Genomic DNA, 20,533 nt, shown 5'->3' with positions numbered 1-20,533 from the left:
AAGAGAGGGTGGCAGGACGGTTGGAGCCGGCGTCGTTACGGAAGTGTTGGAGTAGGGCTTTGAACGATAAAATACGAATCAAATTAAGGGCATACGATCACAGACTGCTTGACCAGTCAGTGAAGGAGATAGTGGATACGGTTCACAGGACGGGGGCGAGAATAGCCGGGCCGGTGCCGTTGCCGACGCATATACAGAAATTTACCGTATTGCGCTCGCCGCACGTTGATAAGAAATCAAGGGAGCAGTTTGAGATAAGGACGCACAAGCGTCTTATTGATATACACGACCCGACACAACAGACAGTGGACGCGTTGATGCAGCTTGAGCTGGCGGCCGGTGTGGACGTAGAGATTAAATTATAGGGTATTCAGAAGGAAAAACAATGTCTGAAATAAATAGAAAAACTGGAATAATAGGGAAAAAATTGGGAATGACTCAGATGTTTGCCGAAAACGGCAATGTCTCGGTGGTGACGCTGATAGAGGCTGGCCCATGTGCCGTAATACAGGTGAAGACGGTTGAGCGTGATGGATACGCGGCCGTAAAGTTAGGGTTTCAGGAGATTCTCAAGCTAAAAAGGGTCAATAAGCCGACAAAGGGCATGTATGATAAGGTCGGGCAAAAGCCGCACAAGATGTTAAGGGAGTTCAGGCTTGACGCGGCGGGCGGTGGGAGTGCCGGTGAGAATGATAGCGCGTTGAAGGTGGGCGATGTGGTGACTGTGGCAGGATTCGCGGCCGGGGATCTCGTAAAGGTGAGTGGTATCTCCAAAGGCAAGGGTTTTCAGGGCGTGATGAAAAGACACAATTTCCGGGGCGGGCCGGGTTCGCACGGCTCAATGTTTAACAGGGCGCCAGGCTCAATTGGTGCAAGCTCTTACCCATCAAGGGTGTGGAAGAACTTAGGTATGCCAGGGCATATGGGCGCGGTTCGGGTGACGGTAAGTAATCTTGAGGTTATAGCCGTAAAACCAGAGCAAAACTTGCTGATAATAAAAGGCGCTGTACCAGGGCCAACCGGTAACATAGTGGAAATAACAAAATAATGAAGGCGAAGGTTTAAAGGGCGATATGGGCGACATGGGTGATAAAGGCGATATGTTGGAGATAGAGATAAAAGACATAAACAACAACACGGTAGGCAAGGTGGAATTGCCGGAGGATGTCTTTGGGCTTGAGCCGAGAAAAGACATTCTGCATGCTGTGGTAGTAAATTATCTGGCAAACCAGAGACAAGGCACGCACGCCACGAAGACCAGGGGGCTGGTAAGAGGAGGCGGCAAAAAGCCGTGGAAACAAAAACACACAGGCCGCGCAAGACACGGAAGCATAAGGTCGCCGCTGTGGAAGGGCGGAGGCACGACATTCGGCCCGCAGCCACGCGATTATTCGTATAAGGTGAATAAGAAGCTCAGGAGGCTTGCGCTGAGGACGGCGTTGTCTGTGAAATTCGCAAGCAATGAACTCGTGGTTGTAGACGATTTAAAGTTGGAGCGTCCAAAGTCGGCGGATATAATAAGGATACTAAACAACCTTACTCTGCTGGGATCGAAGGATAGTCATAGAAAGATATTGATTGTACTGCCGGAGAAAAACGATAACATAGTGCTCTCAGCCCGCAACATCGTGGGCGTAGATGTAGTGAGGGCAATGGATATAAACACTTACGATGTGCTGAACCACGACATGGTGCTTATGACAAGTGGCGCGATTACGGTAGTGAAAGGATTAAATGGCGATGAAAGACATATACTCGATAATTAAAAAGCCCCTGTTTACTGAAAAGGGCACGTATTTAAAGGAGAATACCGGGCAGTTGCTGGTAGAGGTGGCAAAGGACGCCAACAAGATAGAGATAAAAAGGGCGTTTGAGGAGATATTCAAGGTGAAGGTCGATAAAATAGCGACGATAATACGGCCGTCAAAGTGGAAGAAATATGGCAAGTTTATTGGTAAGACTCAGGAAAAGAAAAAGGCAATCGTAACCCTGAAAAAAGGCGAAAAGCTAGACTTTATAGAAGGTATATAGATATGGGAATAATCAGATATAAGCCAACGTCACCGGGCAGGAGATTTCAGACGGTCTCTGACTTTGCGAACCTGACGACTGACAAGCCGTATGAGCCGCTCCTTGCGAAGGTGAAAAAGACCGGCGGAAGAAACAACCTCGGGCGCGTGACCGCATGGCATCGTGGCGGCGGCGGCAAGAGGCAGTATAGGATAATAGATTTCAAGAGAGACAAGATGGGGATGTCGGCAAAAGTGGAGACCATAGAGTATGATCCAAACAGGTCGGCGCGCATAGCGCTCCTGAGGTATGCGGACGGGCAGAGGCGGTATATAATACTCCCTGAGGGCCTTCAGGTTGGCAGTGAGGTGACAAGCGGCTCTGATTCTGAGATAAAGGCGGGCAATGCCCTGCCGCTGAAAGACATACCGTTGGGTACGGTAATCCATAACATTGAGATAAGAAAGGGCCAGGGCGGGAGGCTTGTCAGATGTGCAGGGGCATCCGCGCAGCTAGTGGCAAAAGACGCCAAATATGCGCAGATAAAGCTCACATCCTCTGAGGTGAGGCTTATTCCAATAGACTGCATGGCCACAGTTGGCCAGGTAAGTAACGCCGAGCACGAAAATATCTCAATCGGCAAGGCAGGAAGAAATCGCTGGATGGGAAAGAAACCCACAGTGCGCGGCGTGGCAATGAATCCCATAGACCATCCGCTTGGCGGAGGCGAAGGAAAGAGTTCCGGCGGAAGGCCCCCGTGCAGTCCGTGGGGTAGTCCTGAAGGGGTTAAGACAAGGAAGAATAAGAGGACCGACAAATATATAGTGAGAAGAAGAAAGTGAAGGTGAATAAGAGGTGAAAAGATGCCCAGATCGGTAAAGAAAGGTCCATTTGTGGATGACAGCGTGCTGAGGAAGGTGAAGAAAATGTCTGACTCAGGCGAGAAAAAGATAATAAAGACATGGTCAAGGCGCTCGACCGTGATACCGGATTTTATCGGAATAACGTTCGCTGTTCATAATGGAAGGAAGTTCATACCCGTGTATGTATCGGAGAACATGGTAGGCCATAAGCTCGGTGAGTTTGCCCCGACAAGGATTTTTAAGGGGCATTCGGGAAGTAAAAAAACTACTGCCGTGAAGGGTAAATAACACTATGGAATCGAAAAAATTGACCACAGGCAAAGTTGAATCAAAGGCCATACACAGGTATGCCAGGATAACGCCCCAAAAGGCCAGGAGAGTTGCGAAACTGATAGTTGGAAAAGACGCGGGCACGGCAACGGTGATGCTGAAGTTCATGCCATACAGGGGTGCAAAGTTAGTGAATAAGATTCTCAGGTCTGCTATGGCAAATGCTGAGCAAAAAGAGGCGGCGGAGCCGGAGAAGATGAAGCTCGTAAACGTGTTCGTAGACCAGGGGCCGATGATGAGGCGGATGATGCCAAGGGCAATGGGAAGGGCAAATATTATAAAGAAGAAGACAAGCCACATTACTGTGGTTCTGTCTGAATAGCGTGGAGGTGGTTTTTGGGTCAGAAGACACATCCAACAGGTAACAGGTTGGGAATAATAAAGACGTGGGATTTTCGCTGGTATCTGAAATACGGTTATGCGCAGCAGCTCCACGAGGACCTGTTCATAAGCGGCTTTATAAAGGAGAAGCTCTACCACTCTGGAATTGGCAAGGTTGAAATAGAAAGAGCCGGCCAGAAGATAAAGATAATTATCCATACGGCAAGGCCTGGTATTATAATAGGCAAGAAGGGCGCCGAGGTCGAGAACCTGAAAAAGGAGGTCGAGGCACACATCGGCAAGCAGGTCAGTATAGACATAAAGGAGATAAGAAAGCCGGAGCTTGACGCCCAGCTTGTGGCGGAAAACATAGGCCTTCAGATAGAGAAAAGGGTGGCGTACCGCCGGGCAATGAAAAAATCCGTCCTGTCATCAATAAGATTTGGCGCGCTTGGAATAAAAATAGCGTGTGCGGGGAGGCTCTCAGGGGCTGAAATCGCCAGGACAGAGTGGTATAAGGAGGGCAGGGTGCCACTGCATACGTTTAGGGCAGATATAGATTATGGCTATGCCCGGGCAAAGACGACATACGGAATAATAGGCGTTAAGGTATGGATATATAAGGGCGATATACTGCCCGAATCAAAGGCGTCAGCCTAGCGTGATTGTGGATGGCAATAGATTGAAAATAGAGATAAATATAGATCAGCCGAGAGTGCATAAGGAGCAGCCGAAATGTTAATGCCTAAGAAGGTTAAGTACAGGAAGATGATGAAAGGCAATATGAACGGCAAGGCCGCCAGAGGGGCCGATGTGTCCTTCGGAGATTTCGGGTTGAAGGCCCTTGAGCCTGGTTGGGTGACAAGCAGGCAGATAGAGTCGGCACGAATAGCCATAACAAGACACGCAAAGCGTGGCTGCAAGCTCTGGATAAGGATATTTCCCGATAAACCAATAACCAAAAAGCCCGCAGAAACCAGAATGGGTAAGGGAAAGGGTGCCCTTGAGTACTGGGTGGCGGTAGTGCAGCCTGGCAGGATAATGTACGAAGTATCAGGCGTAACGGAAGAGATAGCTAAGGAGGCGTTAAGGCTTGCCTCATATAAGCTTCCAATAGCGGTAAAATTTGTAAAGAGAGAGGAGCCTGTGATATGAAGGCAAAAGAGCTGAGAAATCAAACAGTAGATGAGCTGAATGTGAAAGAACAGGAGTTGAGGAAGGAACTCTTTAACCTGAGATTTCAGTCGGCCACAGGCGAGATACAAAACCCCAGGAGAATAAGGCAGATAAAGAAAGACGTGGCGAGGCTTCTGACGGTAAAAACAGAAATGGCCCCTAAGGAAAATGAGGCAGTGAGGAAAAAATATGCCTAAGAAAGTCTATACAGGGACGGTTGTAAAGGATCTTATGGATAAGACGGTAACAGTCGCGGTAAGTGAGCTTACGCAGCATCCCTTATATAAAAAGACCATAAAAAGGACAAAGAAACTGAAGGCCCATGACGAAGGGAATTTGTGTAAAAAGGGCGATACGGTTACGGTGAAGGAGTCAAGGCCGATAAGTAAGACAAAGAACTGGGTTGTAATAAAACGCGTGGAACAAGGGGCATAAAAAATGATACAGGTAGAAACTGTACTTGATGTTGCCGATAACTCCGGCGCAAAGAAGGTGCAATGTATAAAGGTTCTCGGCGGCAGCAGGAGGAGATACGCCCGTATCGGCGATATAATAGTGGTGGCCGTGAAGGAGGCAATCCCTGAGAGCAACGTCAAAAAAGGCTCCAAGGCAAAGGCGGTAGTGGTAAGGACAAGGAAAGAGACGCGCAGGCTTGACGGCACATATATAAGATTCGCGCAAAACGCGGCGGTGCTGATAAACGCGGCAGGCGAACCCATAGGGACAAGGATATTCGGGCCGGTTGCCAGAGAGCTACGATGGAAGGAGTTTACGAAGATTATATCTCTGGCGCCAGAAGTGCTATGAGACATACAATAGATTATAGAATAATGAGAGGACGGCAATGGGCTTAAGCATTAAAAAAGAAGACACAGTAGTAGTGCTGACTGGTAAAGGGAAAGGCAAGAAGGGCCGTGTCATACGGACGCATCCCAAGGATGACACAGTGCTCATTGAAGGCGTCAACATGATAAAGAAACACATGAAGCCCAATAACCAGTACAAACAGGGCGGCATTATAGAGAAAGAATCCCCTATACACGTCTCCAAGGTGATGCTCGTGTGTTCAAGGTGTTCAAAGCCAACAAGGATAGGCAATGTTGCCCTTGACAGCGGGAAGAAGGTTCGTGTCTGTAAGAAATGCAAGGAGGTCATGGATTAGCGGCTATGTTACCCAGGTTAGAACAAAAATATAAAGAAGAGATAATACCGGCGCTGACGAAGGCGTTTTCGTACAGGAACGTGATGGAAGTGCCCAAGCTGCAGAAGATAATACTGAATGTCGGCTTAGGCGAGGCGATTCACGACATCAAACTGCTTGATAGCGCGCAAAAGGAACTCGACATGATTGCCGGACAGAAATCAGTCGTGACGAAGGCAAAGAAGTCCATAGCGGGGTTTAAGCTCCGTAAAGGGATGCCGATAGGCTGTATGGTGACGCTGCGCGGCAGCAGGATGTACGAGTTTTTAGATAGACTTATCAGTTTGGCGCTGCCCAGAATAAGGGATTTTAAGGGAGTGTCAGGTAAATCCTTTGATGGGCGCGGGAACTATTCGGTAGGGATAAGGGAGCAGTTCATATTCCCTGAGATAGACTACGACAAGGTGAACATGGTGCATGGGCTAAACGTGGTTATCTGCACCACGGCCGGCAAGGATAAAGAAGGAAAGGCGCTGCTGAAGGAATTCGGAATGCCTTTCAGGGATTAAGATTCCTTATGATAATGAAATCCTTTATGAGATTAAATTCGGGGCGATAGGGGTTATATGGCAAAGACATGTTTGATAGAAAAGAATAAAAGGACGCCTAAGTTTAAGGTAAGGGCGTACAACCGGTGCCAGTTATGCGGCAGGCCGAGGGCCTTTCTAAGGAAGTTCGGGATGTGCCGTATATGTTTTAGGATGCTTGCATTGCAAGGAAAAGTGCCCGGCGTAATAAAATCAAGCTGGTAGGGGTGAGACTATGATGACTGATCCGATAGCGGACATGTTGACGAGAATGAGAAACGCAATTATGATAAAGGCGGAAAAGGTGGACGTGCCGGCCTCAAGGATAAAGCTTGAGATAGCAAAGCTGCTGAAAGAAGAGGGTTTTATAAGGGCATATAAGATACTCAAGGATAAAAAGCAGGGTGTGCTGAGGATTTCGCTGAAGTATGTGGAGAGCAAGAGCATTATAACCGGCCTGAAGCGCGTGAGCAAACCCGGCCGCCGTGTCTATGCTGGATATAAAGACGTACATGAGATAATGGCAGGCGTGGGGATAGTAATTATGACCACCCCCAGAGGGATATTAACGGACAGTGTGTGCAGGAACGAGAAATTGGGCGGAGAGGTTATCGCCTACATCTGGTAATATATAAAAGGAGAACAAAGAGATGTCCAGGGTAGGGAAGAAGCCAATTGAGATACCGGGCGGGGTGACTGTAACGGCCACCGGCAGCGCCGTAGTTGTAAAGGGCGCAAAGGGCGAGTTGAGCTGGAGTGTGCCAGATTTGATGAGGCTGGCCATTAACGGTAATATCCTGACTGTTGAAAGGGCGGGAGACACAAAGAACGAGAGGTCTCTGCACGGTTTGACCAGAAGTCTGCTAAACAGCATGTGCGAGGGCGTCTCAAAGGGATTTACGAGGGATATGGAGTTGGTTGGAGTGGGTTACAGGGCGCAAGTCAAAGAGGATAAGATAGAGTTCGCCATGGGGTATTCCCATCCCGTAATATTTCAACTGCCCAAAGGTATCTCCGCGGAAGTTGATAAAAAACAGACAAAGCTGACCCTTAGAGGCATTGACAAACAACTTCTGGGGCAGATGGCCGCGGATATAAGGAGCATCAGGCCGCCCGATGCCTACAAAGGCAAGGGGATTAGATATGCCAATGAGTCAATCAAGCTAAAGCCTGGTAAAACCGGGACGAAGTAATACTGAGCGAGGTCTTGAGTTAATGATAGAAAAAATTGAGCTGAGAGAAAAAAGACACAAGCGGGTAAGGGCAAAGGTGTCCGGCACGCAGGAGCGGCCGCGCCTTACAGTATATAAAAGCCTGAGCCATATGTATGCTCAGATGATAGATGACGAGCGGGGACATACCCTCGCGTTTGCGTCAACCCTTGACAAGTCGCTAAGGACAGATGCCGGTCATAAGGGCAATGTCGCGGCGGCAAAAAAGGTCGGTGCCCTGATAGCGCAAAAGGCAAAAGAAAAAGGGATAAGCAAGGCGGTGTTCGATAAGGGCGGATTCAAATATCACGGCAGGGTGAGGGCACTCGCCGAGGCGGCAAGGGAAGCCGGCCTGGAGTTCTGATGAGCCCGGAAAGCGTGGAAGTCCGGAAAAGTTGGAAGGATAGAGATAGTCGGGATGATGGTAGATGATGATAGTAGATATGGAAGGCGTAAACAGGAGGTATAGTGGGTAGAATAGATCCGAGTGAGCTGACACTTCAGGAGAAGGTCATATTCATAAACCGTGTCGCGAAGGTAGTGAAAGGTGGGAGGAGGTTTTCCTTCAGCGCCCTCGTAGTGGTAGGAAATGGCGAGGGAATCGTAGGCATCGGCAAGGGTAAAGCAAACGAAGTGCCAGAGGCAATCAGAAAGGCGGTTGAAAAGGCAAAGAAGGCGTTGTTCAAATTTCCAATAAAGGACGCCACTATACCGCATAGGATAACCGGCCACTATGGTGCCGGCGTAGTGGTGCTCAATCCGGGCAGAGAAGGGACAGGCCTCATAGCGGGCGGCCCTGTAAGGGCAGTGCTGGAGGTCGCTGGCGTACACAACGTAGTGGCGAAGTCCATCGGCTCTTCGAATGCCTTTAACGCCGTACGGGCGACATTCAACGGGTTGTCCCTGCTGAAAGACCCCGAGGTAGTGCTAAAACTGAGGGGCAGGGGCGAAGATTCGACCCGTGAAGGCGCAAAAGATACGGCAAAGCAGGTATAGATATGATTAAGATAACCCTGATGAGAAGCTACGAAGGATTAAACGAAAGGATGAGAGACACGCTGAGGGCGCTTGGTCTGCGTAAGCGCCACATGACTGTGATAAAAAAGAAAAACCTCGCAATTGATGGCATGATAAGAAAAGTATCCCATCTGGTGAAGGTTGAGTTGATTGAGGCGGCCTGAGGGCCGCGGTTCAATACGTGATGGAGGTTTAATAAAGTGAAATTAGATGAGCTTGCCCCTAAAGAAGGCAGCACAAAAAATAACAAAAGGGTAGGCAGGGGCTGCGGCAGTGGGCACGGAAAGACCTCGTGCAAAGGGCACAAGGGCCAGAAGGCACGCTCAGGCGGCGGTGTTGCACGGGGCTTTGAGGGCGGACAGATGCCGCTTCAGCGCAGACTGCCAAAACGAGGCTTTAAGAACCATCCGTTTAAGATAGAATGGGCAATCATAAATATTCAGGATATAGATGATAAGATAGACTCCGGCCTCATAGAGGCTGGTGTTGAGGTGACGCCGGAGCTGTTATTCAAGTATCGGATTATAAAGAAGATACACGCGGGGCTAAAGGTACTTGCAACTGGTGAGCTGAAGCGTGCGGTCGTCATAAAGGCCAATGTGTTTAGTAAGAGGGCAGTAGAGAAAATAACCGCCGCCGGCGGGCAAGCCGTGGTCCTGGGTTAGGGGATATATGTTGAGGGTTGACTATTGAGTGTATTAAACAGTATTCAGAATATATTCAGAATAGAGGAACTGAAAAAAAGGCTGTACTTTACGTTTGCACTCCTGACCGTTTATAGAATAGGCGCTCACGTGCCTACGCCCGGTATTGACGGCGAGCAGTTGAGTAAGTTTCTGACCGACAAGGGCGGCGCTTTGATGGGGTTTTTCGATATGTTCTCAGGCGGGGCGCTCTCCAGAGTGACAATCTTTGCACTTGGTATCATGCCCTATATCAGCGCGTCTATTATCTTTCAGCTCCTTACTGTTGTCATCCCCGCTATTGGCAAACTGGCCAAAGAGGGTGAGGAAGGGCGTAAGAAGATCACTCAGTACACCAGGTACGGCACAATAGTCATCAGCCTTATTCAGTCATTCGGTATAGCTGTGGGGCTTGAGACAATGGCAAACGGGCAGTTTATCCACAACCCCGGATGGGGTTTCAGGCTGGTAACAATGATAACGCTGACAGCCGGTACGACATTTATCATGTGGCTTGGCGAGCAGATAACAGAAAGAGGGCTGGGAAACGGCATATCGCTCATAATATTCGCAGGCATCGTGGCGCGGCTTCCAAACGCGGTAGTGAGTACGGGACGCCTTATAAAGGCCGGTGAGATTTCAATTATATTGATGATGATCGTGTTCGTGCTGATGATAGGCGTCATAGCCGGTATTATCTACATGGAGCGTGGGCAGAGGAAGATCCCTGTGCAGTATGCCAAGCGCGTGGTGGGCAGGAAGATGTACGGCGGGCAGAGCACGCACCTGCCGCTTAAGATAAACACATCGGGCGTTATACCGCCCATATTCGCGTCTTCTATTATCATGTTTCCGGCGACGATTGCCGGGTTTATCGCCATACCGTGGGTGCAGTCGTTTGCAAAGCAGCTTGCGCCCGGCTCTGTGGTGCATGACTTGATATATGTTGCCATGATTGTGTTTTTCTGCTATTTTTATACCGCTATTGTGTTTAATCCAGTGGATATTGCTGATAATCTGAAGAAATATGGCGGCTATATACCGGGCATAAGGCCGGGGAAAAATACGTCGGACTACATATTCAGGGTGCTGTCGAGGCTTACATTTGTGGGCGCCATATATCTGTCTGTTGTCTGCGTGCTGCCGGGTATTCTGATAAGTAAATTTAACGTGCCGTTTTACTTTGGAGGCACATCACTTCTGATAGTCGTCGGGGTCGCCCTTGATACGGTCTCGCAAATAGAGTCGCATCTGCTGACAAGGTCGTATGACGGTCTGTTGAAAAAGGGCAGGGTAAAGGGCAGGAGATAGTCCCTGAAACAGGCATGTGATAATAATTAAATCAGATGAGGAGATAAGCAAGATAGGCAGGGCGTCAAAGATAGTGGCGGAGACGCTGATGCGGCTGGGGGAGGTAATCGTCCCCGGTATAACAACAAGAGATATAGAGATACGCGCGGAGGACATAATAAAGAGCAACAAGGCAACATCGGCATTTAAAGGATACAGAGGGTATCCGGCGAATTTGTGCATCTCGGTGAACAATGAGGTGATTCACGGGATACCGTCAAGAAAGAGGGTGCTGAAAGACGGCGATATCGTGAGCCTTGACGTGGGCGTCATATATGACGGATATATAGGCGACGGTGCGTGGACCTACCCTGTGGGGAAGGTATCAAGGGAGACAATGAGATTGCTGGCGGTTACAAGGGAATCGCTCTATAAGGGTATAGAAAAGGCGAGGGCAAATAACAGGGTGTCCGATATATCGCATTCGATACAAACACATGTGGAAGGGTGTGGGTATTCGGTTGTGAGGGCATTTGTGGGGCATGGCGTGGGAAGGTCTCTGCATGAGGAGCCGCAGATACCGAATTATGGGCTTCCGAACAAGGGGCCGAGACTGAAAAAAGGTATGGTGCTGGCCATAGAGCCGATGGTAAACGCGGGTGGCTATGAGGTCGCGGTATTGAAAGACGGCTGGACAGCGGTGACGGTGGACGGCTCAATGTCGGCGCATTTTGAGCATACAGTTGTGATTACCGAAGATGAGGCCGGGATTTTAACTCAATTAAATTAATCGTGGATAAAATGGGAAAAAATGGCAAAAGAAGATAACATTGAGGTGCAGGGGACTATCCTTGAGGCGCTGCCTAACGCGGTGTTCAGGGTTGAGTTGGACAACAAGCAGGTGATAATGGCATATGTATCCGGCAAGATGAGGATACATTACATAAAGATTTTGCAGGGAGATAAGGTACTTGTCGAGCTGTCGCCGTATGATTTGACAAAGGGAAGAATAACATACAGGTATAAATGACCATGGAGGGACGATGAAAGTGCGATCATCCGTAAAGCCAATGTGTACAAAGTGTAAGCTGATTAAGAGGAAGGGAGTTGTCAGAGTGATCTGCGAAAATCCTAAGCATAAACAGAGACAAGGATAAAGAGGAGTTTATGGTATGGCAAGAATAGCAGGCGTAGATTTGCCTAAGAAAGAGAGGATAGAAATCGGGCTGACGAGGATATTCGGGATAGGCCGCGCGACATCGAAGAAGATAATCGAAGAGACGGGCGTAGATCCGAATGTTAGGGTAAACAACCTGACAAGCGAAGATGTTGCAAAGATAAGGGCGGTCATAGACAGGGACTGCAAAGTGGAAGGTGACTTAAAGAAAGAGATCTCAATGAATATAAAGAGATTGATGGACATAGGATGTTACAGGGGGCTGCGCCATAAGCTTGGGCTTCCCGTAAGAGGGCAACGGACAAAGACGAACGCCAGGACAAGACGTGGGCCGGCAAAGTCTTCTATTAAGAAAAAAGGAGGTAAATAATGCCGCCCAGGAAACGTAAAGGGCCGAAGAAAGAGAAAAAAAGAGTGGCCAACGGTGTAGCGCACGTGCAAACGACGTTTAACAATACATTGGTAACGATAAGCGACACGATAGGCAATGTGCTGGTGTGGTCAAGTGCCGGGAGCCTCGGTTTCAGAGGTTCAAGAAAGGGTACGCCCTATGCGGCGCAGATGGCAGCCGACACGGCGGCTAAAAAGGCGATGGAAATGGGAATGAAGCAGATAGATGTGTTTATAAAAGGCCCGGGCGCGGGCAGAGAATCGGCGATAAGGGCTATTCAGGCTGCCGGTATTGATATAAATGTAATCAGGGACGTTACGCCAGTCCCACATAATGGATGTAAACCTCCAAAAAGGAGGCGTGTGTAGCTATGGCAAGATATAGAGACGCGTTGTGTAAGCTATGCAGACGTGATGGAGAGAAGCTGTTTCTGAAAGGGGTCAGGTGTACTACTGATAAGTGCGCCATAGATAAGCGAAAATACCCGCCCGGCCAGCACGGCCAGAGGAGGGGAAAACTCTCTGACTATGCCGTTCAATTGAAGGAAAAGCAAAAGGTAAAGCGTATATACGGACTGTTAGAAAAGCAGTTCAGCAAGTATTTTAAGGAAGCGGAAAAGAAAAGGGGCATCACCGGAGAGCTTCTCTTACAATATCTTGAGCGAAGGCTTGACAACATAGTTTACAGAATAGGGTTTACGTCAAACAGGAACCAGGCCAGGCAGTTGGTTTTACACGGGCACTTCCGCGTTAACGGTAAGAAGGTCAACATACCATCGTACAGCGTTAAGGTGGGGGATGTCATAGAGGTTCACGAGGCAAGTAAGAAATTGAGCGTCTTCGGTGAAAATCTTCAGAGGCAGCAGCACGAGGGAGTGCTATCGTGGCTGGAGGTTGATTTTATCGGCTTTAAAGGCAAGGTCTTGCACGTGCCAGGCAGGGACGATATTCCACTGGCTGCCAAAGAACAGCTGATCGTTGAGTTTTATTCAAGATAATTAAACGGAGGCATTATGTTGCTTGAAAATAGTGGGTTTCAGCTACCGGAAAACGTGTATTTTGAGGAAGAGACGTTTACGGATACCTATGGTAGGTTAATTGCTGAACCATTGGAAAGAGGGTATGGCATAACGATTGGAAATGCGCTGAGGAGAGTTCTTTTGTCCTCTATTGAAGGCGCCGCCATTACCTCTGTTAAGTTTGAAGGTGTGTATCATGAATTCTCAACGATAAAGGGTGTTAAAGAGGATGTTGTGCAAATAGTGCTGAATCTTAAGAAGCTCAGATTCAGGCTCCATGGCGACGAGGAATTGAACGCGACAATTGATGTCAGCGGCAGCGCTGTCGTTGCGGCAAAGGACATAAAGGCAAGTGCAAGGCTGGAGATGCTGAATCCCGACGCTCACATAGCCACACTGGACAGGGATTCAGAGTTCAAGGTTGAACTGCGCATCAACAAGGGGCGGGGTTATATTCCATCTGAGGAGATGCCCAAAGAAGGGATGCCTCTGGGGACGATAACGATAGACGCGATTTTTACGCCGATTAGAAAGGTTATTTTTAACGTGGAAAAAACCAGAGTGGGAAAGGCGACCGACTATGACAAACTGCTCCTGGAGATTTGGACGGACGGCAGTATAGACCCTAAGGCTGCCCTTGCGAAGGCCACAAAGATACTGACGAAACATATGAGCTATTTTTCTCTCATAGAGGTTGTGGAAGAGGAAGTGGAGGAGGAGGATAAGGAAGATGCCGCGGCAGTGGAAGACTCCCCTGTCATAAGCAGCCCTGAACCGGTTGAGCCGAATGTCCTGCCTGGCAAGGAGTTTAACAGAAATCTCCTGAAAACCGTTGACGAGCTGGAGTTTTCCGTGAGGTCGCAGAATTGCCTCAAGAATGCCGACATCAAGTATATTTATGAGCTGGTTCAACGAAATGACCATGAGATGTTAAAGATGAAAAATTTTGGCAGAAAATCTCTTGACGAAATACGGGAGGTGCTGCTGACTCTGGGGCTTGATTTTAATGTTAAGATAGATATGGATGCCGTCAGAAGGGAACTGAAAATAGAAAATGGAGGAGGCTGACCATGCGCCATAAGATAGACGCCAGACATTTCAACAGGACGGCAAATCAGCGAAAGGCCTTGTTCAGGAGCCTGATAACCGCCGTGCTGGAGTATGAGAGAATAGAGACAACCTTAATCAAGGCCAAGGCCGTCAAAGGGTTAGTCGAGAAGATGGTTACATTAGGCAAAAAAGGGGATTTGCACGCCAAACGTACGGCGCTGGCAAACATTCCAAACAGGAAGGTTATAGCTAAGCTGTTCGCTGATATCGCCCCGCGTTTTGCGGACAGAAACGGTGGATATCTCAGGATTGTCAGGACTCGCAGGAGATTGAAAGACCAGGCGGAGATGGCGGTTCTGGAGTTCGTTGATTACGTTGTTTCCATCCCTCCCGCGAAGGATGACAAGAAAAAGGATAAGTCATAATGCAGGATATCTTGTGGATTATATTGTTTCTCGCGGCATGGATAGTCTTGCAGGTGTTTGTCCTGCCAAGGTTCGGTGTCAGAACCTGAGCGTCGAATCTTAAGGAGTCGTGTGCTCCTAAAAACGACATCAAGCCGGACAATACTAAGACAGGCCGTTGATGTGTCTGTGGACATGATTGCCTTGAGCCTGATGTGCGGCCCGATATGTGGATTACGTGGATAAAATATACGAACTGGTAAATAGCAAGAAGAAAGATTACAGGAAATATGACTTTACGCAGGAGCAGGGCGACGCCTTAAAGTCCTTTTTTGACTTGGCGCAAGAACTGAACGACATTGAAGACCTGTATAGGTTGTGTGTGGTTATTCCTAAGGTATTTCTTAATCTTGACGCTAAGCTCTACCTCGCTGAGCAGAAGACCTCAAATATGGTGCTTTTTGCCAGGACTGAAGAGAGTGATGAGTATATAAACTCGCCGATGCCACAGCAAATCATGCCTACAGACAAGCCGTACAGACTTAAAGACAGCCTTATTCTGACCATCCGGGGGAAAAAATTTCAGACTGACTCATCCACTAACCCCGACAATATACTGGGTTTTCTGGAGGTATATCCTAATACTGGCCTTAACGAGGCCGATGAACTGTTTCTTGAGAAGTATGCTAACCGCATAGGATACAATATTCACAACAGATACCTGCAGAATAAAAACATTGAGCATCTGAAATTTATACAAACCCTTGTCGCCGACATTGAGCATAATATTATCGTTCCCAATATGATATTCAAATTATTTTTGCGAAGGCTCAAGGGTAAGATAGCCAAAAACACGGAAATAGAGAAACTCCTGATAGCATACGCCATTGAAGACCAGTGTGATACTATCTGCATTGAGCGGCTGCTTGATGAGCTTACAGAGGTCAATATAGGGCTTACGGATGAGTTCCAGAGCATTGAGAGGCACTACAAAAGCACGACCTTGTTTTTAGAGACCCTGCTTCGCAAAAGCCATTTCGACAAGGGCCACCTCACGCTGCGCACAAAGTCCTGCAACATGCGCCGCGATGTCATAATCCCCCAACTGGAGAGATTCCTCGAAAGATTCGACGAGATGGGAATAGAGGTTGATGGAAGCGGTTGCGGCACAGAGGGTGATGCGATTATCAGTGTGGTTGACGTTGGGCTAATTGCCCAGGTATTTGCGAATCTGTTTTCCAATGCCCTGAAATACGCCTCCGTTGTTATTACTCCAGCCAGAGAGAATAAGAAATTTATGAGATATGGGCGTGAAATAATTAAAGACTATTTTGGCCCGGGTAAGGATGGTGTGAAGTTTAATGTGTTCAGCTCAGGGCAGCATATAAAGCCGGAGGAGAGGGCCAGGATATTTGAAGAGGGCTATAGAGGCTCAAATGTGGCACAAAGGCCGGGCACTGGGCATGGCCTGACATTTATCAAAAACGCGGTTGAAATACACGGGGGCGTCTTTGGCTATGAGCCTGTTGATTTGGGCAATAATTTTTACTTCGTCCTGCCTGTATAGTGCATTCGGGTATGGCGCCAAATAATTTGTCAGATAATTCATTAAATAATTTGGCAAAGAGAATTTCTGATGTCCATAGGCGGATTTACCACGCGGCGATGAGGGCAGGCAGGTCACCTGAAACGGTGCGTCTTGTGGCCGTGACGAAACATTTTCCAGTCAGCGTTGTCTCTGAGGCGGTTGAGCTGGGTCTCAGGGTCTTTGGTGAAAGTTATGTCGGTGAAGCCGCGTCCAAGCGTGAAACGATCATTAGGGGAAACCCCTCATCCAGCGTGTCGTGGCATCTCATTGGCCATCTGCAAAGAAATAAAGTGAAAAAAGCCGTTGCCACCTTCGACTGCATTCATTCCATTGACTCTGCCGCCCTCGCCGGAGAGGTTGACGCCCACGCCGCAAGGGCCGGTAAGATTCAAGACATCCTCATACAGGTGAAACTCTCGGAGGAGGACACAAAGGCAGGGATTGAAGAGGACAGGGTGTTTGCCCTTGCAGAGCGAATAACGAGTTCTCATAAGAACCTCAATCTGATTGGCCTGATGGCAATGCCGCCGTTTTTTGAAGACCCGGAGCTGTCGAGGCCGTTTTTCAGGAGATTAAAGGACATAAGGGACGACCTCGCAAAAAGTGGTATTGCCCTTGCTGAGCTGTCCATGGGGATGTCAAATGATTTTGAGACGGCAGTCGGGGAGGGTGCCACGATGGTTAGGGTTGGCAGCGAGATATTTGGTGAAAGATAATACAATAGTTGACCCATGGCGTTGTATTAACCCCGCGCGGCTCATGGACATATTCATTGAGCTTGTTCAGATAGACTCGCCGTCGTATAATGAGCGGGAGATAGCCTCAAGGCTCACCAAACATCTGATTGAACTGGGGCTTAGTGTGGAGTTTCAGCAATATGGCAAATCATTCAACCTGATAGGACGAAAGCATGGGAAGCTCAGAGGTGTTGCGCCTGTTATGTTGAGCAGCCACATGGATACGGTGGAATCCACCAAAGGGTTGAAATCAATACGCGAGGGCGGCGTTGTCAAAACCGATGGTGGCACTATACTTGGGGCGGATGACAAGAGTGGCATTGCGGAGATTCTGGAGGCCCTCTACGTGCTGAAAGAGCAAGGCCTTCCGCACGGCGATATTGAGGTGGTACTGACATCTGCCGAGGAGCGCGGCCTTATCGGGGCGCAAAATCTTAATTTCGATAGTCTTAAAAGCCGCATAGCCCTTGTGCTTGACTGCAGTGGCGGAATTGGCAGGGTTGTCCTTGCCGCCCCTACGCACGACATCTATGAGATGCACATAACCGGCAGGGCGGCGCACGCCGGCATAGAACCGGAACGCGGCACAAGCGCCATCAAGGCCGCCGCTAACATTATTGCCGCAGTGCCGGATGGCCGCATAGACCCCAATACGACGGCAAACATTGGAACAATTCAGGGCGGCACCGCAACGAACATAGTCCCAAAAGAAGTAACTATAACAGGAGAGATTAGAAGCCATGACGCCGATGCCATGCAGAGGACTAAAAATGCCATCTTTGATACCGCCCGAAGGTTGGCCAAAAAAAATCAGGTAAAAATAGAAATCAGGGAGAATCGCCAATATCACGGTTTTCATATAAGCGAGGCGGATGAGTTCGTAGGGCTGATTAAAAATGTATGCGAAGACCTTCTGATAACCCCTGAGTTTATATCGTACGGCGGCGGCTCAGACGCAAATATTTATAATCGCAATGGGATAAAATCCCTTGTAATCTCATCGGGGATGCAAATGCCCCATACAACAGACGAGTACATAAAAGAGGAAGACCTCTCAAAGGCCGCCCTCATGCTGCTTGGCATCATTAAGGCGCTTGCCGCCGATAGCAAAATGTGAAGTATCCTTACTTATGAGGAGAGCAATGCGTTGTAGCATATTTGCCCTGTATCAGTCATGAATGCAATATTGTGTCCCCTGAGTTTTTCTTGATATAAGCAATTTCTATACCGGACAGTATTGGACATGTCCCTATTTGTCCCCAACCTTGATTCACCATCAAAAAAAGAAGGAAACCTCGTTGTTACCCGAGTACACGGGATGTTAGAATAAGTTGTCGGACAAAAAACTAACACCAACGAGGTGAATTATTATGGCACAAGGGACGCTAAAATATGAATACGGCAAGGATGAAAGCAAATCAGGGATGACGGCGTTAGGAGGGTTGCCGGTGTATATGGATTTAGCGGTGTCATCGGGTCTCTTAAAGTTAATAGATGAGAATTTGAAGATATGCAGTGGCAATCGGGGTTGGAGGGATAGGGAGATAGTATTTTCATTGATACTGTTAAACCTTGTGGGCGGGGATAGTGTAAGGGATATAGATAAAATAGAGGGAGACGATGGGGTATGCCGGGTAATGGGGCAGGCATTGAGGGCAGGTCTAAGTCGAAGGGAGAGACGAGAGATACAGAGGAGATTTCGCAAGGAACGTAAAAGGACGACACCGTCGGAATCGGTAATATTTCGTTATTTATCGAAATTTCATGATAAGGAACAAGAGAAACTGAGGATAGGCAGGACAGCATTCATACCGAAGGCTACAGAGAATCTGAAGGCACTGATGAATATAAACACAGGTTTGATAGGATTTGAAGAAGTAAAGCCATGTGAAGAGATAGCCACATTAGACATGGACGCGACCTTATCAGAGACATCGAAAAGAGGAGCGCTTTACAGCTATGAAGGAGAGAAGGCATACCAGCCGTTAAACACATATTGGCATGAAAGAGATGTGCTGTTGCACACGGAATTTCGGGATGGCAATGTACCATCTGGATATGAGCAGCGGAGGGTATTAGAAGAAGCATTAAAATGTTTGCCGCAAGGGGTAAGGAAAGTACGATTGAGGTCTGACAGTGCGGGGTATCAACACGATTTGTTGAGATATTGTGAAACAGGGGAAAACAAACGATTTGGCAGGATAGAGTTTGTGATAAGCTGCGATGTGACAAAACCATTTCGGGAAACGGTGATGGAAGTAGCTGAAGGAGATTGGCATCCGATATATAAGGAGATAAATGGAGAACTTAGGGAGACTGGAAGAGAATATGCGGAGGTTTGCTTTGTACCGAATAGGCTATGCCATAGCAAAAGTGCGCCGGCATATAGGTATCTTGCGACACGGCGGGAAATAAAAGATCGGGAACTTCCCGGAATGGAGAGAGGAATTGCCGTTTCCAACAATGATGATAAAAAATAGCCGTTATAAAATATTCGGGTACGTGACCAATATGGATTGGTCAGGAGATAAGCTGATAAAGTGGGTTTATGGGAGATGCGGTAAAAGTGAACAGGCACATGATGTAATGAAGAATGATTTTGCCGGAGGGCGGTTTCCATCAGGAGATTTCGGTGAAAATGCTGCATGGTGGTGGATAACAGTTCTGACACATAACTTTAACGTCCTCATGAAGCGGCTGGTACTTGGGCAGTCATGGATTAGCAAGCGAATGAAGGCAATCCGGTTAGGTCTGATCTTCATAGCCGGACGGGTAGTAGAGAGGTCGCGCAAAATGATAATTCGCATATCTGGTAGCCATCCATCATGGCCATTACTAATTGAAGCGCGTCGTAAAATTGCGCAATTGGCTTGTGCTCCGTGACGCATTCGGAGGTTTTTATGACATAGTTAATCAAAAAATAGGAGAGTTGTGTTCATTAAGGTAAATTCATAGGTTTTTAGGGGAGTTAGGGCTATAGAAATCCTCTAACAAAAGGGGGTGAACTCTGAACCCCTCACAAAAAAATCTCCCCAAAACCTAAAACTGATGTCTTGGCTCATTTTGATGGTGGATTCAGGCCAATTCGGGGGATTGACGATATTCATTGTTTGTGATATACTGAAAGCATGAGCGTTATAACGATACCTAAATCGTTGCGAGAGAAACTTGGCGAACAGGGCACAGAGGACCTTGTTAAAGTTATCAATGAGGCCGATTCAGCTTCTCGTAAGGATGCGGCTACAAAAGAAGATATTGCCAACTTAAAAGCGGAGATAGAAAAAACCAAGTCCGAAACACTAAAATGGATGTTCCTCTTCTGGGCGGGGCAGTTATTAGCCATGTTTGCCATGCTCAAAGCATTTCTTAAGTAATACAACACCACTAAAACATTTTTTTCGTCAAGGTTGTCCTTTTCCCGTTGATATCTTTTAATTAAAAAGAGGGAGGATTCATGATATGGTTGTAAAGGCCACGGCCGTTAAAACGTAAGCGTCTAAATAACTACACCCGTTGATTTCCCTGCGAGGGCATCCCTA

General features: G+C 48.0%; 34 protein-coding genes and 1 pseudogene. All 35 read left to right on the top strand.

Annotated features, from left to right (window positions below):
• The first annotated feature begins 59 nt into the window (after positions 1-59).
• The 35 genes and pseudogenes from rpsJ (at position 60) to AB7D94_RS09635 (ending at position 20,368) form a co-directional block, all read left to right on the top strand.
• The gene (gene rpsJ / locus AB7D94_RS09805) at positions 60-365 is read left to right on the top strand and encodes a 30S ribosomal protein S10 (RefSeq protein ID WP_085052813.1); all 306 of its coding nucleotides are present in this window, start codon (positions 60-62) and stop codon (positions 363-365) included.
• 20 nt (positions 366-385) lie between these two features.
• The gene (gene rplC / locus AB7D94_RS09800) at positions 386-1,048 is read left to right on the top strand and encodes a 50S ribosomal protein L3 (RefSeq protein WP_420265649.1); all 663 of its coding nucleotides are present in this window, start codon (positions 386-388) and stop codon (positions 1,046-1,048) included.
• 52 nt (positions 1,049-1,100) lie between these two features.
• Entirely contained in the window at positions 1,101-1,766 is a 666-nt protein-coding gene (gene rplD, locus AB7D94_RS09795; protein ID WP_420265651.1) for a 50S ribosomal protein L4, read from the top strand.
• The gene (rplW, locus tag AB7D94_RS09790; RefSeq protein ID WP_420265648.1) at positions 1,741-2,031 is read left to right on the top strand and encodes a 50S ribosomal protein L23; all 291 of its coding nucleotides are present in this window, start codon (positions 1,741-1,743) and stop codon (positions 2,029-2,031) included. The genes rplD and rplW overlap by 26 nt, the downstream gene beginning before the upstream one ends.
• Positions 2,032-2,033: 2 nt before the next feature.
• Entirely contained in the window at positions 2,034-2,852 is an 819-nt protein-coding gene (rplB, locus tag AB7D94_RS09785; protein WP_420265647.1) for a 50S ribosomal protein L2, read from the top strand.
• Positions 2,853-2,873: 21 nt separating this feature from the next.
• Positions 2,874-3,161, top strand: coding sequence for a 30S ribosomal protein S19 (rpsS, locus tag AB7D94_RS09780; RefSeq protein WP_420265646.1), 288 nt, complete (start codon positions 2,874-2,876; stop codon positions 3,159-3,161).
• 4 nt (positions 3,162-3,165) lie between these two features.
• Positions 3,166-3,525 carry a 50S ribosomal protein L22 gene (gene rplV / locus AB7D94_RS09775; protein ID WP_420265645.1) on the top strand — a complete coding sequence of 120 codons (360 nt, stop codon included), beginning with the start codon at positions 3,166-3,168 and terminating at the stop codon, positions 3,523-3,525.
• 14 nt (positions 3,526-3,539) lie between these two features.
• Complete coding sequence (rpsC, locus tag AB7D94_RS09770) at positions 3,540-4,184, top strand: 30S ribosomal protein S3 (protein ID WP_420265644.1); 645 nt, start codon at positions 3,540-3,542, stop codon at positions 4,182-4,184.
• A 75-nt stretch (positions 4,185-4,259) separates the two neighbouring features.
• Complete coding sequence (gene rplP / locus AB7D94_RS09765) at positions 4,260-4,679, top strand: 50S ribosomal protein L16 (RefSeq protein ID WP_420265643.1); 420 nt, start codon at positions 4,260-4,262, stop codon at positions 4,677-4,679.
• Entirely contained in the window at positions 4,676-4,897 is a 222-nt protein-coding gene (rpmC, locus tag AB7D94_RS09760) for a 50S ribosomal protein L29 (protein ID WP_420265642.1), read from the top strand. The genes rplP and rpmC overlap by 4 nt, the downstream gene beginning before the upstream one ends.
• A complete protein-coding gene (rpsQ, locus tag AB7D94_RS09755; RefSeq protein WP_420265641.1) occupies positions 4,890-5,135 on the top strand; it encodes a 30S ribosomal protein S17 in 246 nt (81 codons plus the stop codon). The genes rpmC and rpsQ overlap by 8 nt, the downstream gene beginning before the upstream one ends.
• 3 nt (positions 5,136-5,138) lie before the next feature.
• Complete coding sequence (rplN, locus tag AB7D94_RS09750; protein ID WP_420265640.1) at positions 5,139-5,507, top strand: 50S ribosomal protein L14; 369 nt, start codon at positions 5,139-5,141, stop codon at positions 5,505-5,507.
• Between the two features lie 37 nt (positions 5,508-5,544).
• Positions 5,545-5,862, top strand: a complete 318-nt coding sequence (gene rplX / locus AB7D94_RS09745) for a 50S ribosomal protein L24 (RefSeq protein ID WP_420265639.1) — start codon at positions 5,545-5,547, stop codon at positions 5,860-5,862.
• Positions 5,863-5,867: 5 nt separating this feature from the next.
• Positions 5,868-6,410 (top strand): 50S ribosomal protein L5, encoded by a 543-nt coding sequence (gene rplE / locus AB7D94_RS09740; RefSeq protein WP_420265638.1) that lies wholly within the window; start codon positions 5,868-5,870, stop codon positions 6,408-6,410.
• A 57-nt stretch (positions 6,411-6,467) separates the two neighbouring features.
• Positions 6,468-6,653: a type Z 30S ribosomal protein S14 gene (locus tag AB7D94_RS09735; protein WP_420265637.1), complete on the top strand. Its 186-nt coding sequence runs from the start codon at positions 6,468-6,470 to the stop codon at positions 6,651-6,653.
• A gap of 13 nt (positions 6,654-6,666) precedes the next feature.
• Entirely contained in the window at positions 6,667-7,056 is a 390-nt protein-coding gene (gene rpsH / locus AB7D94_RS09730) for a 30S ribosomal protein S8 (RefSeq protein ID WP_420265650.1), read from the top strand.
• A 22-nt stretch (positions 7,057-7,078) separates the two neighbouring features.
• Positions 7,079-7,621: a 50S ribosomal protein L6 gene (rplF, locus tag AB7D94_RS09725; protein WP_420265636.1), complete on the top strand. Its 543-nt coding sequence runs from the start codon at positions 7,079-7,081 to the stop codon at positions 7,619-7,621.
• A gap of 22 nt (positions 7,622-7,643) precedes the next feature.
• Complete coding sequence (gene rplR, locus AB7D94_RS09720) at positions 7,644-8,003, top strand: 50S ribosomal protein L18 (RefSeq protein ID WP_420265635.1); 360 nt, start codon at positions 7,644-7,646, stop codon at positions 8,001-8,003.
• A 104-nt stretch (positions 8,004-8,107) separates the two neighbouring features.
• Positions 8,108-8,635 (top strand): 30S ribosomal protein S5, encoded by a 528-nt coding sequence (rpsE, locus tag AB7D94_RS09715; protein WP_420265634.1) that lies wholly within the window; start codon positions 8,108-8,110, stop codon positions 8,633-8,635.
• Between the two features lie 2 nt (positions 8,636-8,637).
• Positions 8,638-8,820 carry a 50S ribosomal protein L30 gene (rpmD, locus tag AB7D94_RS09710; RefSeq protein ID WP_420265633.1) on the top strand — a complete coding sequence of 61 codons (183 nt, stop codon included), beginning with the start codon at positions 8,638-8,640 and terminating at the stop codon, positions 8,818-8,820.
• 36 nt (positions 8,821-8,856) lie between these two features.
• Positions 8,857-9,321 (top strand): 50S ribosomal protein L15, encoded by a 465-nt coding sequence (gene rplO / locus AB7D94_RS09705; protein WP_420265631.1) that lies wholly within the window; start codon positions 8,857-8,859, stop codon positions 9,319-9,321.
• 24 nt (positions 9,322-9,345) lie between these two features.
• The gene (secY, locus tag AB7D94_RS09700; RefSeq protein ID WP_420265630.1) at positions 9,346-10,650 is read left to right on the top strand and encodes a preprotein translocase subunit SecY; all 1,305 of its coding nucleotides are present in this window, start codon (positions 9,346-9,348) and stop codon (positions 10,648-10,650) included.
• Between the two features lie 16 nt (positions 10,651-10,666).
• Positions 10,667-11,419 carry a type I methionyl aminopeptidase gene (gene map, locus AB7D94_RS09695; protein WP_420265629.1) on the top strand — a complete coding sequence of 251 codons (753 nt, stop codon included), beginning with the start codon at positions 10,667-10,669 and terminating at the stop codon, positions 11,417-11,419.
• Between the two features lie 21 nt (positions 11,420-11,440).
• The gene (gene infA, locus AB7D94_RS09690) at positions 11,441-11,659 is read left to right on the top strand and encodes a translation initiation factor IF-1 (RefSeq protein ID WP_420265628.1); all 219 of its coding nucleotides are present in this window, start codon (positions 11,441-11,443) and stop codon (positions 11,657-11,659) included.
• A 13-nt stretch (positions 11,660-11,672) separates the two neighbouring features.
• Positions 11,673-11,786: a 50S ribosomal protein L36 gene (gene rpmJ, locus AB7D94_RS09685; RefSeq protein WP_085052836.1), complete on the top strand. Its 114-nt coding sequence runs from the start codon at positions 11,673-11,675 to the stop codon at positions 11,784-11,786.
• Between the two features lie 15 nt (positions 11,787-11,801).
• Entirely contained in the window at positions 11,802-12,176 is a 375-nt protein-coding gene (rpsM, locus tag AB7D94_RS09680; protein ID WP_420265627.1) for a 30S ribosomal protein S13, read from the top strand.
• The gene (rpsK, locus tag AB7D94_RS09675) at positions 12,176-12,565 is read left to right on the top strand and encodes a 30S ribosomal protein S11 (protein ID WP_420265626.1); all 390 of its coding nucleotides are present in this window, start codon (positions 12,176-12,178) and stop codon (positions 12,563-12,565) included. The genes rpsM and rpsK overlap by 1 nt, the downstream gene beginning before the upstream one ends.
• A gap of 2 nt (positions 12,566-12,567) precedes the next feature.
• Positions 12,568-13,194, top strand: coding sequence for a 30S ribosomal protein S4 (gene rpsD / locus AB7D94_RS09670; protein WP_420265625.1), 627 nt, complete (start codon positions 12,568-12,570; stop codon positions 13,192-13,194).
• Positions 13,195-13,209: 15 nt separating this feature from the next.
• Positions 13,210-14,283 (top strand): DNA-directed RNA polymerase subunit alpha, encoded by a 1,074-nt coding sequence (locus AB7D94_RS09665; RefSeq protein WP_420265624.1) that lies wholly within the window; start codon positions 13,210-13,212, stop codon positions 14,281-14,283.
• Between the two features lie 2 nt (positions 14,284-14,285).
• Complete coding sequence (rplQ, locus tag AB7D94_RS09660) at positions 14,286-14,690, top strand: 50S ribosomal protein L17 (protein ID WP_420265623.1); 405 nt, start codon at positions 14,286-14,288, stop codon at positions 14,688-14,690.
• A gap of 217 nt (positions 14,691-14,907) precedes the next feature.
• Positions 14,908-16,236 carry an ATP-binding protein gene (locus tag AB7D94_RS09655; RefSeq protein WP_420265622.1) on the top strand — a complete coding sequence of 443 codons (1,329 nt, stop codon included), beginning with the start codon at positions 14,908-14,910 and terminating at the stop codon, positions 16,234-16,236.
• 26 nt (positions 16,237-16,262) lie between these two features.
• Complete coding sequence (locus tag AB7D94_RS09650) at positions 16,263-16,973, top strand: YggS family pyridoxal phosphate-dependent enzyme (RefSeq protein WP_420265621.1); 711 nt, start codon at positions 16,263-16,265, stop codon at positions 16,971-16,973.
• A complete protein-coding gene (locus tag AB7D94_RS09645; protein ID WP_420265620.1) occupies positions 16,963-18,111 on the top strand; it encodes a M20/M25/M40 family metallo-hydrolase in 1,149 nt (382 codons plus the stop codon). The genes AB7D94_RS09650 and AB7D94_RS09645 overlap by 11 nt, the downstream gene beginning before the upstream one ends.
• A 253-nt stretch (positions 18,112-18,364) precedes the next feature.
• Positions 18,365-19,877: pseudogene (locus tag AB7D94_RS09640) on the top strand (IS1380 family transposase).
• Between the two features lie 245 nt (positions 19,878-20,122).
• Positions 20,123-20,368 (top strand): LA_3696 family protein, encoded by a 246-nt coding sequence (locus tag AB7D94_RS09635; RefSeq protein WP_420265618.1) that lies wholly within the window; start codon positions 20,123-20,125, stop codon positions 20,366-20,368.
• The last annotated feature ends 165 nt before the right edge of the window (positions 20,369-20,533 follow it).

The organism is Candidatus Magnetominusculus dajiuhuensis (assembly GCF_046044395.1).
Classification (GTDB): domain Bacteria; phylum Nitrospirota; class Thermodesulfovibrionia; order Thermodesulfovibrionales; family Magnetobacteriaceae; genus Magnetominusculus; species Magnetominusculus dajiuhuensis.
Note: the sequence above shows the minus strand (reverse complement) of the source record. Positions and strands in the feature narration are given on the sequence as shown.

What these genes read in the sequence shown, in the direction of transcription:
- rplC (WP_420265649.1), top strand. Translation starts at nt 386, where the DNA reads ATGTCTGAAATAAATAGAAAAACTGGAATAATAGGGAAAAAATTGGGA.
- rplD (WP_420265651.1), top strand. Translation starts at nt 1,101, where the DNA reads ATGTTGGAGATAGAGATAAAAGACATAAACAACAACACGGTAGGCAAG.
- rplW (WP_420265648.1), top strand. Translation starts at nt 1,741, where the DNA reads ATGAAAGACATATACTCGATAATTAAAAAGCCCCTGTTTACTGAAAAG.
- rplB (WP_420265647.1), top strand. Translation starts at nt 2,034, where the DNA reads ATGGGAATAATCAGATATAAGCCAACGTCACCGGGCAGGAGATTTCAG.
- rpsS (WP_420265646.1), top strand. Translation starts at nt 2,874, where the DNA reads ATGCCCAGATCGGTAAAGAAAGGTCCATTTGTGGATGACAGCGTGCTG.
- rplV (WP_420265645.1), top strand. Translation starts at nt 3,166, where the DNA reads ATGGAATCGAAAAAATTGACCACAGGCAAAGTTGAATCAAAGGCCATA.
- rplP (WP_420265643.1), top strand. Translation starts at nt 4,260, where the DNA reads ATGTTAATGCCTAAGAAGGTTAAGTACAGGAAGATGATGAAAGGCAAT.
- rpmC (WP_420265642.1), top strand. Translation starts at nt 4,676, where the DNA reads ATGAAGGCAAAAGAGCTGAGAAATCAAACAGTAGATGAGCTGAATGTG.
- rpsQ (WP_420265641.1), top strand. Translation starts at nt 4,890, where the DNA reads ATGCCTAAGAAAGTCTATACAGGGACGGTTGTAAAGGATCTTATGGAT.
- rplN (WP_420265640.1), top strand. Translation starts at nt 5,139, where the DNA reads ATGATACAGGTAGAAACTGTACTTGATGTTGCCGATAACTCCGGCGCA.
- rplX (WP_420265639.1), top strand. Translation starts at nt 5,545, where the DNA reads ATGGGCTTAAGCATTAAAAAAGAAGACACAGTAGTAGTGCTGACTGGT.
- rplE (WP_420265638.1), top strand. Translation starts at nt 5,868, where the DNA reads ATGTTACCCAGGTTAGAACAAAAATATAAAGAAGAGATAATACCGGCG.
- AB7D94_RS09735 (WP_420265637.1), top strand. Translation starts at nt 6,468, where the DNA reads ATGGCAAAGACATGTTTGATAGAAAAGAATAAAAGGACGCCTAAGTTT.
- rpsH (WP_420265650.1), top strand. Translation starts at nt 6,667, where the DNA reads ATGACTGATCCGATAGCGGACATGTTGACGAGAATGAGAAACGCAATT.
- rplF (WP_420265636.1), top strand. Translation starts at nt 7,079, where the DNA reads ATGTCCAGGGTAGGGAAGAAGCCAATTGAGATACCGGGCGGGGTGACT.
- rplR (WP_420265635.1), top strand. Translation starts at nt 7,644, where the DNA reads ATGATAGAAAAAATTGAGCTGAGAGAAAAAAGACACAAGCGGGTAAGG.
- rpmD (WP_420265633.1), top strand. Translation starts at nt 8,638, where the DNA reads ATGATTAAGATAACCCTGATGAGAAGCTACGAAGGATTAAACGAAAGG.
- infA (WP_420265628.1), top strand. Translation starts at nt 11,441, where the DNA reads ATGGCAAAAGAAGATAACATTGAGGTGCAGGGGACTATCCTTGAGGCG.
- rpmJ (WP_085052836.1), top strand. Translation starts at nt 11,673, where the DNA reads ATGAAAGTGCGATCATCCGTAAAGCCAATGTGTACAAAGTGTAAGCTG.
- rpsM (WP_420265627.1), top strand. Translation starts at nt 11,802, where the DNA reads ATGGCAAGAATAGCAGGCGTAGATTTGCCTAAGAAAGAGAGGATAGAA.
- rpsK (WP_420265626.1), top strand. Translation starts at nt 12,176, where the DNA reads ATGCCGCCCAGGAAACGTAAAGGGCCGAAGAAAGAGAAAAAAAGAGTG.
- rpsD (WP_420265625.1), top strand. Translation starts at nt 12,568, where the DNA reads ATGGCAAGATATAGAGACGCGTTGTGTAAGCTATGCAGACGTGATGGA.
- AB7D94_RS09665 (WP_420265624.1), top strand. Translation starts at nt 13,210, where the DNA reads ATGTTGCTTGAAAATAGTGGGTTTCAGCTACCGGAAAACGTGTATTTT.
- rplQ (WP_420265623.1), top strand. Translation starts at nt 14,286, where the DNA reads ATGCGCCATAAGATAGACGCCAGACATTTCAACAGGACGGCAAATCAG.
- AB7D94_RS09635 (WP_420265618.1), top strand. Translation starts at nt 20,123, where the DNA reads ATGAGCGTTATAACGATACCTAAATCGTTGCGAGAGAAACTTGGCGAA.